Below are 23,737 nucleotides of genomic sequence, written 5' to 3'. Positions count from 1 at the left end.
TGCCAATTCGTCCCGGTATTGTGCTACTGGCTGGTCCTTGCTTCAGCGCCGAACTCCTGGAGCTTATGGAGGCGCGGTCACGCCACCTCTTCGCGCTTCACCACCAGCGTCAAAATGTCATAACTGGCCACCAGATCACCGAGCTGGTTGGTGACTTCCACATCCCACGCCACCACTCCTTGCGCAATGCCTTGCGGGCTCTTCTTGCCCTGGTCGATCTTGCGTTTGCAGGTCAGGCGCGCCTGGATGGTGTCGCCGATGCCTACCGGGTTGATGAAACGCAAGGTGTCGAGGCCATAGTTGGCCAACACCGGGCCGGGGGCGGCGGAAACGAACGGGAGTTTGGTCGAACCGTGATCGAGGCTTACACCGAACTGAAATCCGTGTGCATCGCCCACTGACCTCAAACCCTGTAGGAGCTGCGGCACGCTGCGATCTTTTGATTTTGATTTTCAAGAAGCAGGATCAAAAGATCGCAGCGTGCCGCAGCTCCTACAGGGGGATCGTGTCAGGCTTCACCGTCGTCGAAGATGCTTTCTATGGGCATTTCAAATGTCCGGGCGATCTGGAACGCCAGCGGCAAACTCGGATCGTAGCGTTCGTTTTCGATCGCATTGATGGTCTGGCGCGAAACGTTCAAGCGTTCCGCCAGATCGACCTGCGACCATTTGCGCTCGGCGCGCAGTTCCTTGAGGCGGTTTTTCATTGGTAGCGGCGTCGCGCAATTTGCAGGCCGACAATCCACATCAGACCCATCACCGGCCACACGCACGTCCAGGGAATGTGCGGTGCGCCGACGTTTTCCAGAAAGCCATAACTGAAGGTCAGCAATGCCGAGGCGGCGAAGGCAAAACCCAGGGCTTCGAACTGGATGCGCAGATGCATTTCATCCATGCGGCGCATGTTGCGCACGATGGCCCAGCACATCAGGCCTGCCGGAAGGATCGGGGTCAGTGCCACTACGGATCGCAGAAAAATGTTGGCATCCAGCAGGTATTGGCTGGCGATCAGGGAAAGGCTCAACACCAACACGTAGAGAACCAATGCGGCGCCCAGTTCGAGGTAGTAGCGGTTCATTCTTCACTTCCTATGTAAAAGACCTTTTACATCCTCGCTGAAGCATTCCCTGATGTAAAGCACGCTTTCCATCAGTTCAAAAAAACGGGGCGGCATGATCATCAATCATGCCGCCCCGCAGATGTTTCAGTCAGTGCGATCAGTGCATTTTGCTGTGATCGTGACCTTCCATGTTGGTCAGCGCGCGAACCGGCGCTTTGACTTCGATGGTTTCTTTCTCGCCTTTGGCGTTCTCGACGGTCAGGGTCAGCGGCACGCTTTCGCCTTCCTTGAGCTGACCGGTCAGGCCCATCAGCATCACGTGGTAGCCGTTCGGATCAAGCTTGACGGCTTTGCCGGCTGGCAGCTCGACGAACTTCACCGGGCCCATGCTCATGACGTCATTCTTCATGGTCATTTCGTGGATCTGCACGTCTTTGGCCACGGGTGTCGCAACGCTGAGCAACTTGCTGTCGCTATCGGCGGTCAGGGTCATGAATGCACCGCTGGCGGACTGGGTCGGCACGGTGGCACGAACCCAGGCATCGTCGACTTTGGTCGCTGCAGTCGCCTGGAATGCCAGACCCAGCAGAGAAAAACCGATGACAGCGCGTTTGATGTGGTTCAGAACAGGTTGCATCAGCAAACCTCCATAACAGTAAGCAAATCTTCCGTGCATTGTTCTGCCGAAAGCGAGGTGGACAGACCGAGGCGCAAGCCGCCGTTGGAGTCGTAAACGTAACTGGTGGCGGTGTGCGAGATGGTGTAGGTGTCGCCGGCCGGGACTTTCTCGTAGAACACGTCGAATTCCTTGGCCGTGGCCGCGGTTTCCTCAAGCGTGCCGTACAGCGCAACGAAGGTCGGATCGAAGGCTTTCATGTAGGCGTCGAGGATTTCCGGCGTGTCGCGCTCTGGATCGAGGCTGATGAAGATCACCTGCAAACGGTCGCCATCGGCGCCCATCAGCTTCTTGATTTTCGCCGCGCGGGCAAGGGTGGTCGGGCAGACTGCCGGGCACTGGGTGAAACCGAAGAACACCATCGGCATCATGCCGCGAAAGCTCGACAGCGTCATGGTTTCGCCATCGGTGTTCTTCAGTTTGAAGGTGCGCCCCATGATCTTGTTACTCAGATCCTTGCCGTACTTGTACGACAGTTGGCCGCGGGTGTCGCAGCCGGCGAGCAGGCCGAGCCCGAGCACGCCCATTCCCGCAAGCACCTTGCGGCGAGTCAACAAAGCCGTCATCTAATACCGCCTTTTGCAGCCCGTCAGTCGGCAGGACTGGCGGGGGGTTAACCGTAAAAGCGGCGCATGATACCAAACTGAGACCAGACGACGGCTGCGGATCGCCGTGCGGTGTGGGATCGAGCGACAAAAGGTGTAAGAAAAAGTGACGTAGGCTCACTGCACGCGCGATTCATCTCCCCGCCAGCCGCCGCCCAGCGCGGTGTAAAGGTTGACCTCGGCGACCAGTTGCGCGAGACGGTCGGTGATCAATCCTTGCTGCGAACTGAACAGCGAGCGCTGCGCATCGAGGAACGTCAGGCTGCTGTCGACACCGTTCTTGTAACGATTCTGCGCGAGGTTGTAATAGGTCTGCGTGGCCTCGACCAGATCGCGTTGCGCCTGCAATTGCTGCTGATAGGTGGCGCGCGCCGCCAGCCCGTCGGCGACTTCCTGAAACGCCGTTTGAATCGATTTTTCGTATTCGGCGACGGCGACGTCTTTCTGCAATTTCGAATAATCGAGGCTTGCGCGCAGGCTGCCGGCGTTGAAGATCGGCAGGCTGATCTGCGGCTGAAACGTCCAGGCACCCGAGCCGCCGCCAAACAGTCCGGAAAGGTCGCGACTGGACGTGCCGGCGTTCGCCGTCAGGCTGACACTGGGGAAAAACGCCGCCCGCGCCGCACCGATATTGGCGTTGGCGGCTTTGAGTTTGTATTCGGCCTGGAGAATGTCCGGGCGTCGTTGCAGCAAGTCCGAGGGTAAGCCGGCGGGCAGTTGCTCGACCAGATCACTGGCCAGTGGTTGCCCGGGCAAGGACGGCGACACCGGTGTGCCGACCAGCAACGTCAGGCTGTTGAGATCCTGCGCGACCTGGCGCTGATAGCGCGCCAGATTGGCCCGTGAACTGTCGACGCTGGTTTGCGCCTGAGCCTGTTCCAGTGCCGAAGGTTTGCCAGCATCGCGATTGCGCGTGGTCAGGTGCAGGCTCTGCTCGTCGGCGACGAGGGTGTCGCGGGTCAGCTCCAGCAGTTCCTGGTCGGCGCGCCACGTCAGGTAGGCATTGGCGACGTTGGCCACCAGACTCAATTGCGCACTGCGCCGCGCCTGCTCGGTCGCCAGCCAGCTTTGCAGCGCCTGCTCGCTGAGACTGCGCACCCGGCCGAAGAAATCCAGTTCGTAGGCACTGATGCCGAGGTTGACCGTGTAGGTTGAATTGATCAGCGCTTTGCCTTGGGTCACGCTCGGCGGCATGCGCTGGCGTGATTCGCTGGCATTGGCCGACACCGCCGGGTACAGGTCGGCACGCTGAATGCGGTACTGCGCCTGGAACGCTTCGACGTTGAGCGCCGCGACGCGCAGGTCGCGGTTGTTGACCAAGGCGCTTTCGATCAGTTGCTGCAGGGCAGGGTCGTTGAACAGCGTGCGCCAGTCTTCGCTGGACGTTGCTGCCTGCGTTGGCTGCGGATATTGCGCGGCAACCGGTGAAGCGGGCCGCTGGTAGTCGGGTATCAAGGAGCAGCCGGCCATCAATATAGCTAAGGACAGCAGAGAAAATCGCAACGTCAACATCAAACAGCCTCGTTCATGAAAGAGCGGATGCCTGGAGTGAATAACCCGTAAGCCAGACCCTCCCCCCCGTAGGAGCTGCGGCACGCTGCGATCTTTTGATCTGGTTTTTAAACAAAGCAGAATCAAAAGATCGCAGCGTGCCGCAGCTCCTACAGGGGGGGGAAGTCAGTGGGGGATTTTGAACAGGCTCAGGCCCCGGCCATCCATTTCGCCAGCCCATGTCGGCCACTGACCCCCAGTTTTGCGGTGGCGCGCTTGAGGTAGGTCTCGATCGAACTGTTCTTGACCCTTAACTGTTGGGCCATCTGCGGCACCGTGCCACCGGTCAGGAGCCCCAGGCACACCTCCTTTTCGCGCACCGAGAGCACAATGCCGCTCAGCCCCAGGCGCTCATCAAATACCTGCGCCAGCGGGGCCTGATCCAGTTCAGCCAATGGCTGGCGCGGTTGTCGGGCGAGGATTTGCCGACTGATCTGCGCATGGCGCTCGATCAGCGGCAGCAAGGTGTCGGAGAGGCTCTTGAGAAATGACAGTTCCGGCAGGGAAAACACGCGCTGGGTGTGTGGTCGGAAAAACGAGATGACGCATCGGCGATTCGAGGTGCGCGAGACCAGATTGCACTGGTGGACGCTGTGCTGCGGATGGCGTGGCTGGAGCGAGGCTTTCAGTTGGATCAACAGTGAGTCGTTCATCTCGATCATCTTCTGCAACAACGGATGATCGTCCGGTCGCTGCAACGGGGCGGGCGGCGGGAAGGTCTGCACTTGGCCGGCGCTGCCCAACGGCTTGATCTCGACCACGCTGGCCTGACGCTCATCCAGCGTCCACTCGCTCAGATCGACACGGTTGACCGGTACCAGCGTGTCGACCAGCTGGAACATGTTGGTGGCGAAGTGATCGTCGCCCGTGCTTGCAATCAGTTCTCCCAGTTGCCAATAAAAAAGCGGGTTTTCCATGTTGCGAATGCTGCCGGTCAGATTCATATCCTTGTCATCCCTGGTTCAGAGCCATCACTGAATCGTCTGCCGTCTGTGTAAAAGCCGCCCACGCAGTCATTTCTCCTTGAACATGATCCGGAGCAGGATTTAAGCCTATGGATTTGTCCTACGTCTGTAGGGGAAAACAGGGACACAAAGTGCCACTATTTTTGAATCCTGGCGCCGGGGTTCTGGCGGGGCCGATGAGCGGCGACGGGTCGCAAGTGACTGTTCAGTCATGCAGAGGCCGCGAAAACCGGGGATTGGCCATGGCCGATCGGCGGCGTTCAGGCAAATGGCGGCGTTGCTATGTGGTTCTTTTCCTACAAGCTTTTCAGAATTTCCTCTCCGAACTTGTAGGCAGTGCCTGCGCTTACCGCGACAGTAAGATCAAACAGGCGCGTGCAGACGTTGTGGTTGTCCGGGTTTCAGGTGTCATGTCAGTGCGGGGGCCGATGCTTGAATACGCGGCAAATTACATGAGATGGATCTTATGCCGCCTATTTCTGCCAACGTGGCGGACGATCAGTCCGCGCCTGTCGAGACGTACCCTCTGACTGCCGCCCAGCGGGATATCTGGCTGGACCAACAGAGTCGCGGAGATTCGCCGCTGTATAACATTGGCGGTTATGTCGAACTGAGCGGGCCGCTGGACCCGCTGTTGCTGCAATCGGCACTTGAACGGCTGGTAGCCGCAAACGATGCCTTGCGCATTGTTCTGTCAACGAACGTTGGTCACGATGGGTTGCCGCTGCAGAAGTTTGCGCAGGATTTGCCGGTGGCCATGCCGCTGCATGATTTCAGCCAGCACAGCGATCCACGGTCGGCCGCTCAGGCGCTGGTGGAAAAGCACATGGCGCAGGCTTACACATTGAGCGGACAGCCGTTGTTCCGTTTCAGCCTGATTCGCCTTGATCGTCACCGTCACTGGCTGGCGGCGCAGGCCCATCATTTGATCATCGATGGCTGGGGGTTCGGTCTGCTGTTCAAGTCGGTGGGTGAAATCTACAGCGCGTTGTGCCGTGACGAGCAGCCAAACGTAGCGGCGCCGTCCTATGTCGGCTTCATCGACGATGATGCGTCCTACCAGCAGTCATCGCGTTACGAACTCGATCAACGCTACTGGCTGGACAAGTACCGCAGCATTCCCGAACCCTTGTTGACTCCCTGTCATCGCGAACCCCTCGGCGCTGAAATGGCGCCAGGCCAAATCCATGTCGAGGCTTTTCCGACGCTGTTGCACGAGCGCATGAAAGACACGTCACGGCAGTTGGGCGGCTCGGCGTTTCATGTACTGCTGGCTGCGCTGCACGTGTATTTCAGTCGTACTGCCCAACGTGACGAGTGGGTGGTCGGCTTGCCGATCCTCAATCGCTCCGGTGCCCGCTTCAAAGGCACTCTAGGGTTATTCACCCAAGTCAGTGCAATGCGCATGGGCTTTGGCCGAACACTGTCATTTGGCGATTTGATCAAGGCGATAGGCACTGGCCTGAAGCAGGATTTCCGCCATCAACGCTATCCACTGAGCGAGATGAACCGCGCGCTGGGCCTGTTGCGTGAAGACCGCTCGCAACTGTTCGAGCTGTCGGTGTCCTACGAACAAGACGACCATGACTACCGTTACGGCGATGCGCCGGGGCACGTGGTCAAGGTCTCCAACCAGCACGAAGCGACACCGCTGGCCATTCACCTGCGCAGTAACCGCTACAACGACAAGGCCTGGCTGCATCTGGTGTACTCGCCGGCCTATTTCACGGCAGACGAGATCGCATCGTTTACCGAGCACTTGGTGCTGATCCTGGAGCAAGGCCTGGAGTCTCCTGAGCGGATCGTCGCCGATTTCAACCTGATCAGCCCGGCACAACTCGCCCGGTTGAATGAATGGAATGACACCCGAGTCAGCTATCCGCAAAACCAGACCATTCATCAACGCTTCGAGTCGCGCGTGGCTGAACAGCCGGACGCCGTAGTCGCGACTTATCAGGGGCGGTCGCTGAGTTACGCCGAGCTGAACCGGCAAGCCAATGCGCTGGCCCATCATCTGCTGGGCCTCGGTGTACGGCCCGATGACCGGGTGGCGATTGTTGCCCGCAGAGGCCTGGAAAGCTTGGTCGGGCTGCTGGCGATTCTCAAGGCTGGCGCCGCTTATGTGCCGATTGACCCGGCGCATCCCCCCGAGCGCCTGAGTTATCTGCTCAGCGACAGCGCTCCGATGGCGCTGCTGACGCAAAGTGATGTGCGCGAGCGCTTGCCTGCCACAGCGCTGCCGGTGATTGAGCTTGATCGGCGCGAGTGGGCGCTCGACAGCGTCACCAATCCTGAGGTGGCCGGGCTGAATCCTGGCAACCTCGCCTACGTGATTTACACCTCGGGCTCGACCGGGTTGCCCAAGGGCGTGATGGTCGAGCACCGCACCTTGTGCAATCTGGTCGACTGGCACTGCGAGGCTTTCGGCCTCGGCCCAGGGCAGCACACGTCGAGCCTGGCCGGGTTCGGTTTCGACGCGATGGCGTGGGAGGTCTGGCCGGCGTTGTGTGCCGGGGCGACAGTGGATTTTTCACCCGCGAGCGACGGCAGCGAAGACATTGATGCGCTGCTCGCCTGGTGGCGTGCGCAGCCGCTGGACGTCAGCTTCTTGCCCACGCCGATTGCGGAATACGCCTTCAGCAAACAACTCGATCACCCGACCTTGCGCACCTTGCTGATCGGCGGCGATCGCCTGCGCCAGTTCAGCCGCGCGCAGGGTTTTGCGGTGATCAACAACTATGGCCCGACCGAAGCCACGGTGGTTGCCACTTCAGGACTGATCGCACCGGGGCAGGCGTTGCACATCGGCAAACCAGTCAGCAATGCCACGACTTACCTGCTTGATGATCAACAGCGCCTGGTGCCGATCGGCATCATTGGCGAGTTGTATGTCGGCGGCGCGGGGGTTGCACGGGGCTATTTGAATCGCCCGCAGTTGACGGCCGAACGCTTCCTCGACGACCCGTTCAGTGCGCAGCCGGATGCGCGCATGTATCGCACCGGCGATCTCGCCCGTTGGCGCGTCGACGGCAATCTTGAATACATCGGTCGCAACGATGACCAGGTCAAAGTCCGTGGTGTGCGTGTCGAGTTGGGTGAAATCGAAGCGGCACTCGCCAGCCATGATGCTGTGAGGGAAGCCGTGGTGCTGGTGCGTGACGGCCAACTGTTGGCGTGGTTCACCGAACGTGAATCGCTGGACATCCTGCAACTGCATGCGCACCTGACCTCGCGCTTGCCAGCCGCCATGTTGCCGGCCGCTTACGTTTGTCTGGCGAGTCTGCCCCTGACGGCCAACGGCAAGCTTGACCGCCAGGCCCTGCCGCCACCGGGGCCGGAAGCGTTGATCCGTCGCGAATACGAGGCGCCACAGGGTGACGTCGAAATTGCCCTGGCGCAGATCTGGGCCGAAGTCCTGCAGGTCGAACGGGTAGGGCGTCACGATCATTTCTTTGAGCTGGGCGGCCACTCGTTGCTGGCCGTCGGCCTGATCGAGCGCATGCGTCAGATCGGCATGAGCAGCGATGTGCGGGTGCTGTTCAACCAGCCGACACTGGCCGCGCTGGCTGCGGCGGAGGGCAGCGGCCGCGAAGTCGCGGTGCCGGCCAACCGTATTGCCGCCGATTGCACGCACATCACGCCGGACCTGCTGCCACTGGTGCAACTCGATCAAACGATGATCGAGCGTATCGTCGCAACCGTGCCGGGCGGTGCCGCCAATGTGCAGGACATCTACCCGTTGGCGCCGTTGCAGGAAGGCATTCTCTATCACCACATCACCGCCGCACAGGGCGATCCGTACCTGCTGCAATCACTGCTGGCGTTCGACACCATCGAGCGGGTCGAGGCCTTCGCCGCTGCGTTGCGTCAGGTCATGGCGCGCCACGACATCCTGCGCACGGCAGTGGTCTGGGAAGGGCTGACGTCACCGGTGCAGGTGGTGTGGCGCGAGGCGATTTTGCCGGTGCAGGAGGTCGAACTGGATCCTGCTCACGGCGCGATCATCGATCAATTGCACGAGCGTTTTGACGCGCGGCGCTATCGCCTCGATGTGAGTCAGGCTCCACTGCTGCGCCTGATGTTTGCCCGCGATTCCGCGCATAACCGCGTGGTCGGCATCTTGCTGTTCCACCACTTGGCAATGGATCACGTCGCACTGGAGGCGATGCGCGAAGAAATTCACGCCAGCCTGTCCGGGCACGGCGAACCGCTGGCAGCACCGGTGCCGTACCGCAACTACGTGGCGCAAACGCGCCTGGGCGTCAGCGAGCAGGAGCATGAAGCGTTCTTTCGGCAGATGCTCGGTGACATCGACGAACCGACCTTGCCGTTCGCGCTGCAGAACGTCCAGGGCGACGGCAGCAACATCGAAGAAGCCGAGCAAGCCGTGGCGCCCGAACTCTATCAACGCATGCAGCAGCAGGCACGTCTGGCCGGCGTGAGCGTTGCCAGCCTGATCCACCTCGCCTGGGCGCAGGTGCTGGCGGCGACGTCCGCTCAGCAAAGTGTGGTGTTCGGCACGGTGCTGATGGGCCGCATGCAGGGCGGCGCGGGGGCCGACCGTGCGCTGGGGGTGTTCATCAACACCTTGCCGCTGCGCGTTGATGTCGGCGAAGGCGCGCGCGTAGCGGTGAAATCCACCCATGCACGGCTGAGCGCTTTGCTCGGCCATGAGCACGCTTCTCTGGCGCTGGCCCAGCGTTGCAGTGGCGTCGCCGCACCCGCGCCGCTGTTCAGCGCCTTGCTCAACTACCGGCACAGCGATGATGTCGAGCAAAAAACCTCCCGCCAGACCTGGCAGGGTATCGAGACGCTGGCCAACGAAGAGCGCACCAATTACCCGTTTACTTTGAGTGTCGATGACCTCGGCACCGGTCTGAGGCTGACCAGCAGAACCTTGTCGAACATTGGCGCGCAACGGATTTGCGCTTACGTGCAGGCGGCTTTGAACGGTTTGGTCGAGGCGTTGGAAACTACCCCGCAACGGCCGTTGAACAGTCTGCCGTTGCTGCCGCAAGAAGAGCTGCACCAGCTGCTGGTCGAGTTCAACGATACGGCAATCGATTGCCCGATGGAGCAGCCGCTGCAGGCACTGTTCGAACAACAGGTTGTGCGCAAGCCGGATGCCATTGCGGTGCAATTTGCCGAGAAGTGCCTGACCTATCGTGAGCTGAACGAGCAGGCCAACCGCTTGGCCCATCATCTGCGCGGGCTGGGCGTTCAGCCGGATGCGCGGGTAGCGATCTGCGTCGAGCGCGGGCCGGAACTGGTGGTCGGTCTGCTGGGCATTCTCAAGGCTGGCGGAGCGTATGTGCCGCTCGATCCGGATTACCCGCTGCAACGGCTGAACTACATGCTGCAGGACAGCGCGCCGGTTGCGCTGCTGGTACATGCCGCGACGCGTGATCTGCTTAGCGAACCCGGCGTGCCGCTGCTCGATCTCGACCTCGTCGCCTGGCAGGACCAGCCGCACGATAATCCGCAGGTGCCGGGTCTCGGCGCGACGAATCTGGCTTACATGATCTACACCTCCGGCTCCACCGGCACCCCGAAGGGGGTGATGATCGAGCACCGCAGTGCCTGCAACATGGTGCACTGGGGCTCGCAGTTGGCGCCGCCCACCGAACACGGGGCGCTGCTGCAAAAGGCGCCGTACAGTTTCGACAGTTCGGTGTGGGAGATCTTCTGGCCGCTGTGCTCGGGCATGCGCCTGGTCCTTGCGCGCGCCGATGGCAACCGCGATTCGGCCTATGTGACGCAAGTGATTCGCGAGCAGAACATCACCGTGGTCAAATTCGTGCCGGCGCTGTTGCAGCAGTTCATCGAACAGAACGACGTCAGCCAGTGCACCAGCCTCACCGACGTGCTCAACGGCGGCGGCGAATTGACCGTCGCGCTGGCCCGGCAAGTGCGTGAGCGCCTGCCGTGGGTGCGCCTGCACAACGTCTACGGGCCGACCGAAACCACGGTCGACAGCAGCGGCTGGACGCTGGAACCTGGCGAGCCGCTGCCGCCGACACCGGTGCCGATCGGCAAGGCGCTGAGCAACACGCGGCTGTATGTCCTTGATGCCTGCGATCAACCGGTGCCGCTTGGCGTCAGCGGGCATTTGCACATTGGCGGAGTGGGCGTGGCGCGCGGCTATCTGGGGCTGCCGCAATTGCAGGCCGAGCGTTTTATCGACAGCCCGTTCGTGGCCGGTGATCGTTTGTATCGCACCGGTGATCTGGTGCGTTACGACGCTGACGGCAATCTCCAGTTCCTCGGGCGCAATGACTTTCAGGTCAAGCTGCGCGGGGTTCGTCTTGAGCTGGGCGAGATTGAAGCGCGTCTGCTCGAACACCCGGCCATCCGCGAAGCCGTGGTGCTGGTGCGCGATGAGCGACTGGTGGCTTATTACAGCGTCCGTTCCGAGCTGGCTGCACCGACGCTTGAAGCATTGCGCGCGCATGTGCTGGCGCAGTTGCCGGAGTTCATGGTGCCCGGCGCTTACGTGCTGCTGGCGGCGCTGCCGTTGACGCCCAACGACAAAATCGATCGCAGGGCGTTACCGCAACCAGGGGCGGAGGCGCTGCTCAGCCGGCCTTATGCCGCGCCCGAAGGCGACGTGGAAAGTGCCTTGGCGCAGATCTGGGCGCAGGTGCTCAAGGTCGAGCAGGTGGGGCGCGACGACAACTTCTTCGAACTGGGCGGGCATTCATTGCTGGCGGTGAGTCTGGTTGCGCGCATGCGTCTGGCCGGGCTGCATGTCGATGCGCGGACGCTGTTCAGCCAGCCGACACTGGCCGCGCTGGCGGCACAGACCTCGCGGCAGGCCAGGCAGGTCGAAATCGCCCAGACCACCATCCCGAGCCTCAACCGCAAACGCCGTCTCTGACGGCGACCACAAACCCTGTAGGAGTGAGCCTGCTCGCGATGGCGTCAGGTCAGGCGATATGTTCGTGACTGACACACCGCAATCGCGAGCAGGCTCACTCCTACAGGGGCCGGTTGTGTGGCCCAGATCCTATATGGCTTGTCCCCGCTTCCCATGTCAGACACCCACGCCCCGATGTTTTAGTTTTTCCAGGCTGCGCGCCGCGTGCACGGACTCGCTGCTGCGCGCTCCTTTTTTTCGTATTTACAGCAGGTTACCTCATGCATTTCAGCGAACTGATGGCTGTTATTTCCACCCATGCGATCCGCCTTCAACAGGAAGATGAAGACCTGGTCATTCTGGGCAGCGACGACGCGCTGGATGACGCGTTGTGGGACAGCCTCTCGGCGCACAAGGCGCAATTGCTGGAACTGGTCGCCCAGCATGGCGGCGACTGGCTGAGCCCGGCCTTTCGCATCACCCCGGACATGCTGCCACTGGTGAATCTGCAGCAGGATGCCCTCGACCGCATCATTGCCACGCTGCCGGGGGGCGCCGCCAACGTGCAGGACATTTATCCATTGTCCGCATTGCAGGAGGGCATGCTGTATCACCATCTCTCGGCGGCTGCCGGCGATCCTTACATTTCCCAGGCGCGGTTCGCGTTCGACAGCCAGCAGAGGCTGGACGCCTTCGCCGACGCGTTGCGCTGGGTGGTCAAGCGTCACGACATTCTGCGCACCTCCTTTGTCTGGGAATATCTCGACGAAGCGGTGCAGGTGGTCTGGCGCGAGGCGCCGCTGGTGTGTGAAGAAATCAGCGTCGACAGCGAGCGTGATGTGCTCACGCAGTTGCTCGAACGTCACGATCCGCAGCACTTTCGCCTCGATATGCAGCGAGCGCCGCTGCTGCGCATGGTCTATGCGCAGGATCCCGCGCAGGGCCGAGTCGTTGCGTTATTGCTGTTTCATCACATGATCATGGATCACGTCGCGCTGGATGTGTTGCGTCGGGAAATCCAGGCCTGTCTGCTCGGGCAGACTGCGCAAGTGCCTGCGGCGGTGCCGTATCGCGATCATCTGGCCATGGCGCGCAGTGCCGGCAATGAGCAGGCGCAGGAAGCGTTTTTCCGCGAGATGCTCGCCGACATCGACGAGCCGACACTGCCGTGTGGTTTGCAGGATGTGCAGGGTGACGGCCACGCTATCGAGGAAGCCGCGTTGCTGCTCGCCAGCCACTTGAGCCGGCAGTTGCGCGAGCAGGCGCGGCAGCTCGGCGTAAGCGTGGCAAGCCTGTTGCATCTGGCGCTGGCGCGGGTGTTGGGGCAATTGTCCGGACGCACGGCGGTGGTGTTCGGCACCGTGTTGCTGGGGCGGATGGACGCGGGCGAGGGCGGCGAGCAGGCGCTGGGGATGTTCATCAATACCTTGCCGCTGCGCGTTGATGTCGGTGAGCAAAGCGTGCGCGCTGGCGTGCTGGCGACTCATCGGCGCCTGACCGCTTTACTGGCCCACGAGCAAGCTTCGCTGGCTTTGGCGCAACGTTGCAGCGCCGTCGCGGTGCCAACGCCGCTGTTCAGCGCGATTCTCAACTACCGGCACAGCAGCGTCGAAGAAGTCGCTGACGTGGTCGACATCGCCCCCGGTGTGCAGGTATTGGGTGCCCGCGAGCGCACCAACTATCCGCTGACCATCAATATCGATGACCTCGGCGTGGATTTGCGCATCACTGCGTTGGCGGATGCGGCGCTGGGTGCCACACGCGTGGCGGCTTACCTGAATACCGCGCTGGAAAGTCTGGTCGCAACCCTGCAAAACTCGCCCGATGCAGCGTTGCATACGCTGCACATTCTGCCGACCAGCGAACGCGAACACCTGTTGCGTGGCGCCAATCTACCGCTGACGCAGTTCCTCGAAACCCCACTGATCCACCAGCAGTTCGAAGCCCACGCACAGGCTCGACCTGACGCCACGGCACTGATGTTCAACGGGCTGACACTCAGCTACGGTGAGCTCAATCGCCGTGCCAACCAGGTCGCCCATTACCTTCTGGCGCTGAACATTCGTCCCGATGATCGTGTGGGCATCTGCGTCGAACGCGGCCCGCAAATGATCATCGGCCTGCTCGGCGTGCTCAAGGCCGGCGCCGGTTACGTGCCGATCGATCCGGCTTATCCGCTCGACAGAATCAGTTTCACCTTGCAGGACAGCGCCCCGGTGGCGGTGCTGATGCAAGCGGCGACGCGTGATCGCGTGGCCGCTCTCGAGGTGCCGCAGATCGACCTCGACAGCGCTCACCTCAAGGCCGAACTCGACAGCGATCCGCAGATTCCCGGGCTGACCCCGGCGCATCTGGCGTATGTGATCTACACCTCCGGTTCCACCGGTTTGCCCAAAGGCGTGATGGTCGAGCACCGCAACGTGGTGCGGCTGTTTTCTGCCACCGATGACTGGTTCCAGTTCAATCAGCAAGACATTTGGGCGCTGTTCCATTCCTTCGCCTTCGACTTTTCGGTATGGGAAATCTGGGGCGCGCTGGCGTTCGGCGGGCAATTGCTGTTGATCCCGCAAGCCGTCAGCCGCTCGCCGGACGACTGTTATGCATTGCTTTGCGAAACCGGTGTGACCGTACTCAATCAGACGCCAAGCGCCTTCCGCCAACTGATCGCCGCGCAGGGTCGCAGCCAGTTGCAGCATTCCTTGCGGGAAGTGATTTTCGGTGGCGAAGCCTTGGAGCCGGGCCTGCTCAAACCGTGGTACGCGCGGGTCGGCAATGCCGGTACACGGCTGGTCAACATGTACGGCATCACTGAAACAACCGTGCACGTGACCTATCGACCGTTGCAGGCCGCCGACGCTCTGTTGGTCGGCGTCAGCCCGATTGGTGTGCGCATTCCCGACCTGCAACTGTATGTCCTCGATGCTCAGCATGAACCGGTTCCGGTCGGCGTGATCGGCGAGTTGTACGTCGGCGGCGCCGGGGTGGCGCGCGGTTATCTGAATCGTGAGGCGCTAACGAGCGAGCGCTTTATCAATGATCCGTTCAGTGAAAATGCCAATGCACGGTTATACAAAACCGGCGACCTGGCGCGTTGGGCCGCCGACGGCAGCCTCGAATACCTGGGGCGTAATGACGATCAGGTGAAAATTCGCGGTTTCCGCATTGAATTGGGCGAAATCGAAGCACGCCTGTCTGCCTGCGCAGGTGTGCGCGAAGCGGTGGTGATTGCCCGTGAGGACAGCCCTGGCGATCAGCGTCTGGTCGCCTATTGGCTGGCCGACGAAGGCGCCGCACCGGATGTCGCGCAATTGCGCGATCAACTGCTGGTGTCGCTGGCTGAGTACATGGTCCCTAGCGCCTTCGTGCGTCTGGACGCTTTGCCGCTGACCGCCAATGGCAAACTCGACCGCAAAGCCCTGCCGGCCCCGGACAGCGACGCCTTCGCCTATCGTGGTTTCGAAGCGCCGGTCGGTTCAGTGGAAAACCTGATTGCCGGGCTCTGGCAGACATTACTCGGTGTCGAGCAGGTCGGCCGCCATGACAATTTCTTCGAACTCGGTGGTCATTCGCTGCTGGCGGTGAAGCTGATCGAGCGTATGCGCCAACAGGATTTGCATTGTGACGTGCGCGTACTGTTTGGTCAGCCAAGCGTGGCAGCGCTGGCGGCGAACTTGAACAGCGAACGTGCCATCGTCGTTCCCGACAACCTGATCGAACCGGGTTGCACGCGCATTACTCCGGCGATGCTGCCGCTGGCCAATCTCGATCAAGCCGCGATCGACCGTGTCGTTGCAACGGTGCCGGGCGGCATCGCCAATGTGCAGGACATCTATGGCCTGGCGCCATTGCAGGCAGGGATTCTCTATCACCATCTGGCGACCAGCGCCGGTGATCCGTATGTGTTGCAGGCGCAATTCGCCTTCGACGGTTTGCCACAGATCAAAGCCTTCGTTCGCGCCTTGAACGGTGTAATCAAACGCCATGACATTCTGCGCACCGGCGTGGTCTGGGAAGGGCTCGAAGAGGCCGTGCAAGTGGTCTGCCGTGAGGCGCCGCTGGCGCTGGAACGCGTCGATGCCGATGAACTCGACGGCGACGTGCTGGAGCAGATGCAGGCGCGTTTCGATCCACGCCACTACCGTCTGGACCTCAATCGCGCGCCGCTGATGCGCTTTGTCTACACCGAAGATCAGCCGCACGAGCGCTGGATCGGCATTCTTCTGCTGCACCATATCGTCCTCGATCACACAGCGCTGGAAGTGCTGATTGCGGAAATGAACGACGTCATGCTTGGCCGCAGCATCGACTTGCCGCCGCCGGTGCAATACCGCCACTTTGTCGCACAGGCGCGGCTCGGCGCCGATGATCAGGCGCACGAGGCGTTCTTCCGCGAGATGCTCGGCGACATTGACGAGCCGACCGTGGCGTTCGGTCTGCAGGACGTGCACGGCGATGGCAGCGATATCCTCGACAGTCATTTGGAACTTGATGGCGGCCTCGGCCAGCGTTTGCGCGAGCAGGCGCGGCGCTTGGGTGTCAGCGTGGCCAGTCTGGTGCACCAAGCCTGGGCTCAGGTGCTGGCGCAGGTTTCCGGTCAGCAGGACGTGGTGTTCGGCACCGTATTACTCGGGCGTATGCAGGGCGGAGAGGGCGCTGATCGGGCGTTGGGCATGTTCATCAACACCTTGCCGCTGCGCGTCAGCGTCGGTGTCGAGTCGGTGGAGAGCGGCGTGCGTGGCACCCATGCGCGCCTGGCGCAGTTGCTCGGCCATGAGCAAGCCTCGCTGGCGCTGGCCCAACGTTGCAGCGGTATCGCCGGTTCGCAGACGCTGTTCAGCACCTTGCTCAACTATCGCCACAGTGCGCCGGAATCGGCCGCGGTAACGTGGGACGGCGTGCAGATTCTCAGCTCGCGCGAACGCAGCAACTATCCATTGGTGGTCAGCGTCGACGACCTCGGCGAAGGTTTCCGCTTGAGCGTACAAGCCGTGCCGCAAGTAGACGGCGCGCGGGTTTGTGATTACCTGCAAACCGCGTTGCACAGTCTGGTCACGGCACTTGAGTACACGCCGACGGCGCCGTTGCAGCAACTGACGATCGTGTCGCCAAGCGAACGCCAACGGGTGCTGGTCGGCTTCAATATCAGCGGTCGTGAATACCCGCCCGCGCAGACCGTACCGCGTCTGTTCGAAGCGCAAGTCGCGGCGCGGCCCGAGGCGCTGGCGGTGGTGCAGGGCGAGCAACAGTTCAGCTACCGCGAACTGAATCAGCGCGCCAATCGCCTCGCCCATCACCTGACCGGCCTCGGCGTGCAGGTCGATGACCGTGTTGCGCTGTGCCTGCGTCGCGGCCCGGACATGCTCGTTGCGCTGCTGGCGATTCTCAAGGCCGGCGCCGGTTATGTGCCGATTGATCCTGAATACCCGGCTGAACGCATCGCCTACCTGTTGCAGGACAGCGACCCGATCGCGGTGCTGGCGCAGGCCTCGACGCGCGACCTGCTTGGCGCTGTACCCGTGATCGATCTCGACGCCAACGACTGGCGGCACTTGCCTGACACCAACCCGGCCCTGTCGAGGCTGACTCCGGCGAATCTGGCCTACGTGATCTACACCTCGGGTTCTACCGGGCAACCGAAAGGCGTGATGGTCGAGCACCGCACCCTGGAAAACCTCGTGCACTGGCACGCCGAAGCTTTCGATCTGCACGCCGGCAGCCACACCGCCAGCGTCGCCGGTTGCGGTTTCGATGCCATGGCCTGGGAAGTCTGGCCGGCGTTGTGCGTCGGCGCGACTTTGCATCTGCCACCGTCATCGATCAAAAACGAACACCTCGATGAACTGCTCGAATGGTGGCGCGCGCAGCCGTTGCAGGTGAGTTTTCTGCCGACCCCGGTGGCCGAATATGCCTTCAGTCGTGAATTGGGCCATCCGACCCTGCGCACATTGCTGATCGGTGGCGATAAATTGCGCCAGTTCCCGCGAGATCAGACGTTCGATGTGATCAACAACTACGGCCCGACCGAAGCCACGGTGGTGGCGACGTCCGGGCGCATTGAGCCCGGCCAGGTTCTGCACATCGGCCGGCCGATTGCCAATGCGCGGGTTTATCTGCTGGACCGTCAGCAACAACCCGTGCCGAGCGGTGTGCAGGGCGAGTTGTATGTCGGCGGCGCCGGAGTTGCGCGCGGCTATCTGCATCGCCCGGAACTGACCGCTGCGCAGTTCCTCGACGACCCGTTCAGCGACGAGCCGCACGCGCGGATGTACCGCACCGGCGACCTCGCGCGCTGGCTGGACGACGGCAATATCGAATACCTGGGACGCAACGACGATCAGGTGAAACTGCGCGGTGTACGGATTGAGTTGGGCGAAATCGAGGCGGCGCTGAGTGCCCACGATGCGATCCGCGAATGCGTGGTGCTGGTGCGCGACGGACGCTTGCTCGCCTGGTTCACGGAAATCGCGTCGGTCGAGATCAGCGCCTTGCACCAGCATCTGCAAGCGCGACTGCCGGACACTTTAGTGCCCGCGGCTTACGTGCGCCTGGGCAGCCTGCCGCTGACCGCCCACGGCAAACTCGACCGCAAGGCCTTGCCCGAGCCGGATCAGGACGCGTGGCTCAGCCGTGCATATGAAGCGCCACAAGGCCCGGTCGAAACAGCGTTGGCGCAGATCTGGGTCGACGTACTCAACATCGAGCAGATCGGCCGCCACGACAATTTCTTCGAACTCGGCGGCCATTCGCTGCTGGCGGTGAGCCTGATCGAGCGCATGCGTCAGGCCGGTCTGAGCGCCGATGTGCGGGTGCTGTTCAACCAGCCGAGTCTGGCCGCGCTGGCGCGGGCCTTGGGCAGTGGCCGGGAAATCAAGGTGCCGGCCAATCTGATTGCGGCCGATTGCACACACATCACCCCGGACATGTTGACCCTGACCACACTGGATCAGGCCAGTATCGATCGTATCGTCGCTACGGTACCGGGTGGCGCCGCCAATGTGCAGGATATCTACCCGCTGGCACCGCTGCAGGAAGGCATTCTTTATCACCATTTGAGTGCCGAGCAGGGCGATCCGTACCTGCTGCAATCGCGTCTGGCCTTCGACAGCCTCGAACGTTTGCAGACTTTCGCCGCACACTTGCAGCAGGTCATCGACCGTCACGACATTCTGCGCACCAGCGTGGTCTGGGAAGGCCTGCCCAACCCGCAGCAGGTGGTCTGGCGTGAGGCGCAGATGGTCGTGCAGCAAGTGGGGCTGGATGCGCAGGACGGTGACATTCTCGAACAGTTGCACGCACGTTTCGATGCACGGCATTACCGCCTCGACCTGAATCAGGCACCGCTGATCCGCATGGTCTACGCCGAAGATCCGTTGCAGCAGCAAGTGGTCGCTATCGTGCTGTTCCATCACTCGATTCTCGACCACACCGCGATGGAAGTGATCGGCCGGGAAATGCACGCGTTGATGTTCGATCAACTCGACACGCTGACGCCGCCGATGCCCTACCGCAACTACGTGGCGCAGGCCCGCCTGGGGGCCGACGAGCAGGAGCACGAAGCGTTCTTCCGCGAGATGCTCGGCGATATCGATGAACCGAGCTTGCCCTTCGGCCTGCAGGATGTGCAGGGCGACGGGCGTGGCATCGAAGAAGCGCTGCAGCCGGTCGATGCCGCGCTCAATCTGCGTTTGCGTGAACAGGCCCGGCAATTGGGCGTCAGCCCGGCGAGCCTGATGCACATGGCCTGGGCGCAGGTGCTGGGCGTGGTCTGCGGGCGCCGCGACGTGGTGTTTGGCACCGTGTTGATGGGGCGCATGCAGGGCGGTGAGGGCGCCGATCGCACGCTGGGGGTGTTCATCAATACCTTGCCGCTGCGAGTTGATCTCGCTGAAGGCGTGCGCGCCGGAGTGAAAACCACGCACGCGCGGCTGACGGCGCTGCTCGGCCATGAGCACGCCTCGTTGGCGCTGGCGCAGCGCTGCAGCGCCATGACCGGTTCGACGCCGCTGTTCAGCGCGTTGCTCAACTATCGACACAGTGCCGCCGAGCAGCAGCCGCACGACGGCCAGGGCATCTGGCAAGGCGTGCGCATGCTCGGCGGCGAGGAACGCAGCAATTATCCGCTGACCCTGTCGGTCGATGATCTGGGCGAAGGCTTCGCCCTCAATGTGCTCGCGGTCGCAGAGATCGGCGCGCAACGGATTTGCAGTTACCTGCACACCGCGCTCGAACATCTGGTGACGGCACTGGAGCAGGCGCCGCAACGTCCGCTCAACCGTTTGCCGGTGCTTTCGGTGGCGGAATACGAACACTTGCTGGTCGGCTTCAACCAGCACTCAGCGGCCTATCCGCGTGGCGCGACGATTCAGCGCTTGGTCGAGGCGCAGGCCGAGCGGCAGCCGCATGCACTGGCAGTTGTTCAAGGCGCGCAGCAACTGACCTACGCGCAGCTCAATCAGCGCGCCAATCGTCTGGCCCATCACTTGCTCGGCCTCGGCGTGCAGCCCGACGACCGCGTCGCGGTGTGCCTGCGCCGCAGCCCGGACATGCTCGTCGCGTTGCTGGCGATCCTCAAGGCCGGCGCCGGTTATGTGCCGGTCGATCCGGCGTATCCGGCAGAGCGCATCGCTTATCTGTTGCAGGACAGCGCGCCGATAGCGGTGCTGTCGCAAGCTGCGACGGCTGATTTGCTTGGCGCCGTGCCGCTGATTGATCTGGACAATCCCACTTGGCAGCACTTGTCCGAGAGCAATCCGCAACTGCCGACGCTGACGCCAGCGCACCTTGCCTACGTGATCTACACCTCCGGCTCCACCGGCCAGCCGAAGGGCGTGATGGTCGAACACGCGACGCTGGAAAACCTCGTGCACTGGCACTGCGAGGCCTTTGACCTGCGCACCGGCAGCCACACGTCGAGCGTCGCCGGATTCGGGTTTGACGCCATGGCGTGGGAGGTCTGGCCGGCGTTGTGTGTCGGCGCGACCCTGCACCTGCCGCCGCAGTCGGTAAGCAACGAGCATCTCGACGAGTTGTTGGCGTGGTGGCGTGCGCAGCCGTTGCAGGTGAGTTTCCTGCCGACGCCGGTGGCCGAATATGCGTTCAGTCGCGACCTCGGCCATCCGACTTTGCGCACGCTGTTGATCGGTGGCGACAAGCTGCGGCAGTTGCCGCGTGAGCAGACCTTCGCGGTGATCAATAACTACGGCCCGACCGAAGCCACGGTGGTTGCCACCTCCGGCGCGGTCGAGGCCGGGCAAGTGCTGCATATCGGTCGGCCAATGGCCAACGCGAAGGTTTACCTGCTTGACGACCAGCAGCGCCCCGTCCCGGTCGGCGTCGCTGGTGAGTTGTATGTCGGCGGCGCCGGTGTGGCACGCGGGTATCTGCATCGCCCCGAGCTGACTGCCGAGCGCTTCCTCGACGACCCGTTCAGCGACGAACCGCAGGCGCGCATGTACCGCACCGGCGACCTCGCACGCTGGCTCGCTGACGGCACCGTTGAATACCTGGGGCGTAACGATGATCAGGTCAAGTTGCGTGGCGTGCGCATCGAACCGGGTGAAATCGAAGCGGCGTTGAGCGCTCACGAGGCCGTGCAGGATTGCGTGGTGCTGGTGCGCGACGGCCAGTTGCTGGCGTGGTTTACCGAACGCCTGAACGTCGACATCGAGGACTTGCGCAGTCATCTGCAGACGCAGTTGCCGCCAGCCCTGGTGCCTGCCGCTTACGTGCGCCTGCCAGCACTGCCGCTGACCGCCAACGGCAAACTCGACCGCAAGGCGTTACCGGAGCCGGATCAAACGGCGTGGCTGAGCCGCGAATATGCCGCGCCGCAAGGTGCGGTGGAAATCGCGCTGGCGCAGATCTGGTCCGAAGTCCTCAACGTCGAGCAGGTTGGCCGTCACGACAACTTCTTCGAACTCGGCGGGCATTCGTTACTGGCGGTGACGTTGATCGAACGCATGCGCCAGGTCGATCTGAGCACCGACGTGCGCGTGTTGTTCAGCCAACCGACGCTGGCTGCACTGGCGGCGGCGGTGGGCAGTGGGCGCGAGGTTGCAGTGCCGGATAATCTGATTCCGGCCGATTGCACGCACATCACTGCGGACATGCTGCCGCTGGTGCAACTGGATCAGGCCAGTGTCGAGCGTATCGTTGCGACCGTGCCGGGCGGCGCGGCAAATGTGCAGGATATTTACCCGCTGGCCCCGTTGCAGGAGGGGATTCTGTATCACCACCTCAGCGCCGCGCAGGGCGATCCGTACCTGCTGCAATCGTGCCTGGCGTTCGACAGCCTCGAGCGTTTTCAAGGGTTCGCGGCGGCGCTGCGTCAGGTCATGGCGCGTCACGACATCCTGCGCACGTCGATTGTCTGGCAAGGGCTCGCGGCGCCGGTGCAGGTGGTCTGGCGCCATGCCGAGCTACCGGTCCAAGCCGTGGCGCTGGCGCCCGCGCAGGGTGAAGCCATCGATCAGTTGCGTGCGCGCTTCGATGCGCGGCACTGGCGAATGGACTTGGATCAGGCACCGCTGCTGCGTCTGGTGTATGCCCTCGATCCCGATAATCAACGCGTCGTCGCCATGCTGTTGTTCCACCACATCGCCATGGACCACACCGCGTTGGCGGTGGTCAGTGAAGAAATGCAGGCGATTTTGCGCGGCGATGAGCGATTGCCGGTCGCCGCTGTGCCGTACCGCAATTATGTTGCGCAGACTCGTCTTGGTGTCAGCGAACAAGAGCACGAAGCATTCTTCCGCGAAATGCTCGGCGACATCGACGAACCGACACTGCCGTTCGGTTTGCAGGACGTGCACGGCGACGGCAATGACATCGAGGAAGTCAGCCAAGCGCTGCCCGCCGTGGTGGCGCAGCGTTTGCGCAGTCAGGCGCGCTTGCTCGGCGTCAGCGTCGCCAGCCTGTTCCATCTCGCCTGGGCGCGGGTGCTGGCGGCAACGTCCGGTCAGGAACGGGTGGTGTTCGGCACGGTGCTGCTTGGCCGCATGCAGGGCGGGGCGGGCGCGGATCGCGGGTTGGGCATGTTCATCAACACCTTGCCATTGCGCGTGGATGTCGATGAGTCCGACGTGCGCGCCGGAGTCAAGGCGACCCATGCGCGGCTCAGTGCGCTGTTGGCTCACGAACATGCGTCGCTGGCGTTGGCCCAGCGTTGCAGCGGTGTCGCCGCGCCGTCGCCGTTGTTCAGCGCAATGCTCAACTATCGGCACAGCGACAGTGAGGCCCGTCAGAACGCCAAGCGTGAATCCTGGCAGGGCATCGAATCCCTGGCCGGCGAGGAGCGCACCAATTACCCGTTGACCCTCAACGTCGACGATCTGGGCAGTGGCTTCCAACTGACGGTGATGACCCCATCGCGCATCGGTGCGGCACGCATCGGCCAGTTCATGCAGAACGCGCTGATCGCGCTGGTTGCAGCGTTGCAGCACACCCCCCAGCAACCGCTGAACCGCCTGACGGTGTTGCCGGAGGAGGAGCGGCAGGCGTTGCTGTTCGGCCTCAACGACACCGCCGTCGATTACGATTTGCAGCAGACGCTTCATGGCTTGTTCGAGGCGCAGGTGCAGCGTACGCCGGAGGCTGTGGCCGTCGTTGCCGGCGAACAGGCATTGAGCTATACGCAACTGAATGAACGCGCCAACCGCTTGGCCCGGCACTTGATCAGCCTCGGCGTGCAAGTGGATGCACGGGTGGCGATCTGCGTCGAACGCAGTCTGGAAATGGTCATCGGTCTGCTGGCGATCAACAAGGCCGGCGCCGGTTATGTGCCGCTCGACCCGGCCTATCCGCCGGAACGTCTGGCCTACATGCTTGAGGACAGCGCGCCGGCCGTGGTGCTGGTGCACCGGGCGACCCGCGAGTTGCTGGCAGACATCTCGGCACCGCTGATTGATCTCGACCAGAACACCTGGCAATCGCTGTCTGCCGACAATCCGAAGATCCCGGATCTGACGCCGCAACACAGCGCCTACGTGATCTACACCTCCGGCTCGACCGGCCAGCCCAAAGGCGT

Annotated in this window: 8 protein-coding genes and 1 pseudogene (1 of these 9 running past the window's edge); 2 read left to right on the top strand and 7 right to left on the bottom strand. The window is 62.4% G+C overall.

The window, feature by feature from the left end; all coding sequences use genetic code 11:
* Positions 1-77: 77 nt before the first annotated feature.
* The 7 genes and pseudogenes from AK821_RS15415 to AK821_RS15385 all read right to left on the bottom strand — a co-directional run.
* Positions 78-335 (bottom strand): annotated as a pseudogene (locus AK821_RS15415) (MaoC/PaaZ C-terminal domain-containing protein); the annotation flags it as partial.
* A gap of 173 nt (positions 336-508) precedes the next feature.
* Complete coding sequence (locus AK821_RS15410; protein ID WP_064390466.1) at positions 509-706, bottom strand: helix-turn-helix transcriptional regulator; 198 nt, start codon at positions 704-706, stop codon at positions 509-511.
* Positions 703-1,077, bottom strand: coding sequence for a hypothetical protein (locus tag AK821_RS15405; RefSeq protein WP_064390465.1), 375 nt, complete (start codon positions 1,075-1,077; stop codon positions 703-705). Before AK821_RS15405 ends, AK821_RS15410 begins: the two co-directional genes overlap by 4 nt.
* Positions 1,078-1,216: 139 nt before the next feature.
* Positions 1,217-1,696: a copper chaperone PCu(A)C gene (locus tag AK821_RS15400; RefSeq protein ID WP_064390464.1), complete on the bottom strand. Its 480-nt coding sequence runs from the start codon at positions 1,694-1,696 to the stop codon at positions 1,217-1,219.
* On the bottom strand, positions 1,696-2,301 hold the full coding sequence (locus AK821_RS15395) for an SCO family protein (RefSeq protein ID WP_008079652.1): 606 nt from the start codon (positions 2,299-2,301) through the stop codon (positions 1,696-1,698). Before AK821_RS15395 ends, AK821_RS15400 begins: the two co-directional genes overlap by 1 nt.
* Before the next feature lie 156 nt (positions 2,302-2,457).
* A complete protein-coding gene (locus tag AK821_RS15390) occupies positions 2,458-3,852 on the bottom strand; it encodes an efflux transporter outer membrane subunit (protein ID WP_064390463.1) in 1,395 nt (464 codons plus the stop codon).
* A 188-nt stretch (positions 3,853-4,040) separates the two neighbouring features.
* Complete coding sequence (locus AK821_RS15385) at positions 4,041-4,835, bottom strand: helix-turn-helix transcriptional regulator (protein ID WP_064390462.1); 795 nt, start codon at positions 4,833-4,835, stop codon at positions 4,041-4,043.
* A 487-nt stretch (positions 4,836-5,322) separates the two neighbouring features.
* Here AK821_RS15385 and AK821_RS15380 point away from each other — a divergent pair, with 487 nt between their 5' ends.
* Positions 5,323-11,733 (top strand): non-ribosomal peptide synthetase, encoded by a 6,411-nt coding sequence (locus AK821_RS15380; protein ID WP_064390461.1) that lies wholly within the window; start codon positions 5,323-5,325, stop codon positions 11,731-11,733.
* A 260-nt stretch (positions 11,734-11,993) separates the two neighbouring features.
* Positions 11,994-23,737: the 5' portion of a non-ribosomal peptide synthetase gene (locus tag AK821_RS15375; RefSeq protein ID WP_064390460.1), read on the top strand. Its footprint extends 1,273 nt past the window's final position; 11,744 of the gene's 13,017 nt are visible here — the first part of the coding sequence; its start codon is at positions 11,994-11,996; the stop codon falls past the right edge of the window.

The organism is Pseudomonas sp. RIT-PI-r, assembly GCF_001297015.1.
Taxonomy (GTDB): Bacteria; Pseudomonadota; Gammaproteobacteria; order Pseudomonadales; family Pseudomonadaceae; genus Aquipseudomonas.
The sequence above is the reverse complement of the archived record's forward strand: the minus strand, read 5'-3'. Positions and strand labels throughout refer to the sequence as shown.

What these genes read in the sequence shown, in the direction of transcription:
- AK821_RS15380 (WP_064390461.1), top strand. Translation starts at nt 5,323, where the DNA reads ATGCCGCCTATTTCTGCCAACGTGGCGGACGATCAGTCCGCGCCTGTC.
- AK821_RS15395 (WP_008079652.1), bottom strand. Translation starts at nt 2,301, where the DNA reads ATGACGGCTTTGTTGACTCGCCGCAAGGTGCTTGCGGGAATGGGCGTG.
- AK821_RS15410 (WP_064390466.1), bottom strand. Translation starts at nt 706, where the DNA reads ATGAAAAACCGCCTCAAGGAACTGCGCGCCGAGCGCAAATGGTCGCAG.
- AK821_RS15385 (WP_064390462.1), bottom strand. Translation starts at nt 4,835, where the DNA reads ATGAATCTGACCGGCAGCATTCGCAACATGGAAAACCCGCTTTTTTAT.
- AK821_RS15390 (WP_064390463.1), bottom strand. Translation starts at nt 3,852, where the DNA reads ATGTTGACGTTGCGATTTTCTCTGCTGTCCTTAGCTATATTGATGGCC.
- AK821_RS15405 (WP_064390465.1), bottom strand. Translation starts at nt 1,077, where the DNA reads ATGAACCGCTACTACCTCGAACTGGGCGCCGCATTGGTTCTCTACGTG.
- AK821_RS15400 (WP_064390464.1), bottom strand. Translation starts at nt 1,696, where the DNA reads ATGCAACCTGTTCTGAACCACATCAAACGCGCTGTCATCGGTTTTTCT.